This window comes from Sneathiella litorea (assembly GCF_009882915.1).
Taxonomy (GTDB): Bacteria; Pseudomonadota; Alphaproteobacteria; order Sneathiellales; family Sneathiellaceae; genus Sneathiella; species Sneathiella litorea.
In genome coordinates this window covers 2,501-5,565 of record NZ_WTUW01000007.1, presented here as the reverse complement: position 1 = coordinate 5,565, position 3,065 = coordinate 2,501, and the positions used below count along the sequence as shown (strand labels likewise).

Annotated in this window: 1 tRNA gene and 2 rRNA genes (1 of these 3 cut by a window edge); all 3 read right to left on the bottom strand. The window is 52.4% G+C overall.

Features of this window, described 5'->3' with window-relative positions:
• Position 1: 1 nt before the first annotated feature.
• Positions 2–78, bottom strand: a tRNA-Met gene (locus GQE98_RS13925).
• Positions 79–157: 79 nt separating this feature from the next.
• Positions 158–272: ribosomal RNA gene (rrf, locus tag GQE98_RS13920) — 5S ribosomal RNA — on the bottom strand.
• Positions 273–416: 144 nt separating this feature from the next.
• Positions 417–3,065, bottom strand: a 23S ribosomal RNA gene (locus GQE98_RS13915) (it continues 99 nt past the right edge of the window).

The window sequence follows — 3,065 nt, the reverse complement described above, 5'->3', positions numbered from 1 at the left end:
TTGGTTGCGGGGGTAGGATTTGAACCTACGACCTTCAGGTTATGAGCCTGACGAGCTACCGGGCTGCTCCACCCCGCGACAGGATATGAAGTTAAAAAGCACCCTAATGGGTGCTTTTTATATTGATAGGGTAAAGAGGAACTTCTGTTTTTTGCAGGCCTGGCGGCGACCTACTCTTCCGTGCCTTAAGACAAAGTACCATCGGCGCTGGGAGTTTTCACGACCGAGTTCGGGATGGGATCGGGTGCAGGCCTCCCGCCATAGCCACCAGGCCGGCAAAAAGCAGAAGTTATGAATACATCCTTGAGTGTGTTTTGATTTTGTTACTGATCCTATTTCCAAGGCGGTGCCTTAGAATGAGATCATAAAATCCGTAGTGTTCAGTCTAATCTGACTACTGTGCATGATGAAGCACTAAGATCAAACCGATCGAGTGATTAGTACTGGTCAGCTCCATATGTTGCCATACTTCCACCTCCAGCCTATCAACGTGGTGGTCTTCCACGGCTCTCAAGGGATATCTGGTTTTGAGGGGGGCTTCCCGCTTAGATGCTTTCAGCGGTTATCCCGTCCGTACTTAGCTACCCTGCAGTGCCACGGGCGTGACAACAGGTCCACCAGAGGTACGTCCACCCCGGTCCTCTCGTACTAGGGGCAGCTCCTCTCAAATATCCTACACCCACGGCAGATAGGGACCGAACTGTCTCACGACGTTCTAAACCCAGCTCACGTACCTCTTTAATTGGCGAACAGCCAAACCCTTGGGACCTGCTCCAGCCCCAGGATGAGATGAGCCGACATCGAGGTGCCAAACAATGCCGTCGATATGGACTCTTGGGCATTATCAGCCTGTTATCCCCGGCGTACCTTTTATCCGTTGAGCGATGGCCCTTCCACACGGGACCACCGGATCACTATGACCGACTTTCGTCTCTGCTCGACTTGTCAGTCTCGCAGTCAGGCTGGCTTATGCCATTGCACTCATCAGCTGATTTCCGACCAGCTTGAGCCAACCATCGCGCGCCTCCGTTACCATTTAGGAGGCGACCGCCCCAGTCAAACTACCCACCATGCAGGGTCCCGGAACCGGATAACGGTTCGCGGTTAGATATCAAAAGTCAAAAGGGTGGTATTTCAAAGGTGCCTCCACAATAACTGGCGTCACTGCTTCAAAGGCTCCCACCTATTCTACACATTCAAATCCTGATACCACTGCAAAGCTATAGTAAAGGTGCACGGGGTCTTTCCGTCTAACCGCGGGTACTCCGCATCTTCACGGAGAGTTCAATTTCGCTGAGCCTATGTTGGAGACAGCGGGGAAGTCGTTACGCCATTCGTGCAGGTCGGAACTTACCCGACAAGGAATTTCGCTACCTTAGGACCGTTATAGTTACGGCCGCCGTTTACTGGGGCTTCGATTCGCAGCTCTCACCGCTCCTCTTAACCTTCCAGCACCGGGCAGGCGTCAGACCCTATACGTCGTCTTGCGACTTCGCAGAGTCCTATGTTTTTAATAAACAGTCGCCACCCCCAAGTCTGTGCCACCCCCCCCTGGTTGCCCAAAGAGAGGTACCCCTTCTCCCGAAGTTACGGGGTCATTTTGCCGAGTTCCTTCAACATAGTTCTCTCAAACGTCTCGGTATACTCTACCAGTCCACCTGTGTCGGTTTGGGGTACGGTCTATAAGCTGGAGCTATTTCCTGGAACAGGTTCACGGCAGGTCCAATCCAATAAGGACCCACAATTTACCCCATTCGTCACTTCCAGCAGGCGGAGGAATATTAACCTCCTTCCCATCGACTACGGCTTTCGCCCTCGCCTTAGGGGCCGGCTCACCCTGCGCAGATTAGCTTTACGCAGGAACCCTTGGACTTTCGACGTGAGTGTTTCTCACACTCATCTCGCTACTCATGTCAGCATTCTCACTTCCGATACCTCCAGGCAACCTCGCGGTTACCCTTCACAGGCTTACGGAACGCTCCGCTACCACTCAGTCTAAAAGACTGAATCCGCAGCTTCGGTGCATGGCTTTAGCCCCGGTACATCTTCGGCGCAGGCCGGCTTAAATTTAGACCAGTGAGCTATTACGCTTTCTTTAAAGGGTGGCTGCTTCTAAGCCAACCTCCTGGTTGTTTTGGCCTTCCCACATCCTTTCCCACTTAGCCATGACTTAGGGACCTTAGCTGGCGGTCTGGGCTGTTTCCCTCTCGGCAATGGATCTTAGCACCCACTGCCTGTCTGCCTTGCTGCATTCTTCGGTATTCGGAGTTTGGTTAGGTTTGGTAAGTCGTTGGGACCCCCTAGCCCATCCAGTGCTCTACCCCCGAAGATGATACAAGACGCTCTACCTAAATAGATTTCGCGGAGAACCAGCTATTTCCGAGTTTGATTGGCCTTTCACCCCTAGCCACAAGTCATCCCCCAACTTTTCAACGTTGGTGGGTTCGGTCCTCCAGTGCATGTTACTGCACCTTCAACCTGCTCATGGCTAGATCACCCGGTTTCGGGTCTAATCCCTGCAACTAAATCGCCCTATTCAGACTCGCTTTCGCTGCGCCTACACGTAACCGCTTAAGCTTGCTGCAAAGATTAACTCGCTGACCCATTATACAAAAGGTACGCCGTCACCCCATAAAGAGGCTCCGACTGATTGTAGGCATCCGGTTTCAAGGTCTGTTTCACTCCCCTTGTCGGGGTGCTTTTCACCTTTCCCTCACGGTACTTGTTCACTATCGGTCGCATAGGAGTACTTAGGCTTGGAGGGTGGTCCCCCCATGTTCAGACAGAATTTCTCGTGTTCCGCCCTACTCAAGGACCTTATCCAACATTACCCGTACGGGGCTATCACCCACTCTGGCACGCCTTTCCAGACGATTCCGGTTGTTTGAATAAGGCCACTGGCCTGGTCCGCGTTCGCTCGCCACTACTAACGGAGTCTCGGTTGATGTCCTTTCCTCTGGCTACTTAGATGTTTCAGTTCACCAGGTTCGCTTCGCTATCCTATATATTCAGATAGCGATACCCCTAAAGGGGTGGGTTTCCCCATTCGGATATCTTCGGATCAA